This is a genomic window from Kineococcus rugosus (assembly GCF_050871975.1).
In the GTDB taxonomy this organism is placed as follows: Bacteria; Actinomycetota; Actinomycetes; order Actinomycetales; family Kineococcaceae; genus Kineococcus.
Genome location: NZ_JBJLSJ010000085.1, coordinates 1 through 1,077, shown reverse-complemented (window position 1 = coordinate 1,077; position 1,077 = coordinate 1). Strand labels below are relative to the sequence as shown.

General features: G+C 70.4%; 1 protein-coding gene. It reads left to right on the top strand.

Annotated elements, in window-relative coordinates; translation table 11 throughout:
* Positions 1-116 precede the first annotated feature (116 nt).
* Positions 117-1,077 (top strand): IS481 family transposase (locus ACRYM6_RS22985; RefSeq protein WP_432545212.1); only part of this gene is annotated, 961 nt, incomplete at its 3' end.

Sequence of the window (1,077 nt, the reverse complement as noted above, 5' to 3'; positions counted from 1 at the left end):
TGTACTGAGCACGGACGTTGGTGACACGCCGAGGACCGTCAGGTCCGTGACGTGAGGAAGACCTCCGAGTGAGGTGTGGAGCTGTCGAGGAACCGCACCACCACTCGGAGGTCTTCGTGCCCCACCGTAACGCCGCTCTGACCCCCGTCGGGCGGCTGAAGCTGGCTCGCGTCGTCGTCGAGGACGGCTGGCCCATCCGCCGCGCCGCTGAGCGCTTCCAAGTCTCCTGGCCCACCGCCAAACGCTGGGCCGAGCGCTACCGCCAGCACGGCCCCGCCGGCATGACTGACCGCTCCTCCCGACCCCACCGCAGCCCGCGCCAGACAGCCCTTGAGGTCGTCGAGCAGGTGAAGGCCCTACGCATCGAGCGCGGCTGGGGCCCCGCGCGCATCGGCCCTCGACTGGGTCTGCCCACCTCCACCGTCGCCAAGATCTTGCGCCGCGAAGGCATGCCGCGTCTGTGCGATGTCGACCTGGCCGACCGGCAGCGGCTGCGGCGGCAGGTCCGCCGCTACGAACACGCCGCGCCAGGGGACCTGGTGCACATCGACGTCAAGAAGCTGGGCCGCATCCCCGACGGCGGCGGCTGGCGGGTCCGGGGCCGATCCGCTCGCCCAAACCTGCACCGGGGCCAGGGCTACGGCTACCTGCACACCGTCCTCGATGACCACTCCCGCCTGGCCTACACCGAAATCCTGCCCGATGAGCAGGGCCAGAGCACCGCCGACTTTTGGGCCCGAGCCGCGGCCTGGTTCGCCAGCTGCGGGGTCCGCATCGCCCGCTGCTTGAGCGACAACGGGTCCAACTACCGCTCCCGTATCTTCGCCGCTGCACTGGCCGCGACCGGCACCGTCCACAAGCGGACCCGGCCTTACCGGCCGCAGACCAACGGCAAGGTCGAACGCTTCCACCGCACCCTGGCCACGGAGTGGGCCTATGCCCGTCCCTACGCCTCAGAGACTGAACGCCGCCAGGCCTTGCCCGGCTGGCTGCACGTCTACAACCATCACCGCCACCACACCGCCCTCGGCGGGCTACCGCCCGCCTCCCGCGTCACCAACCTCAGTGGTCAGTACA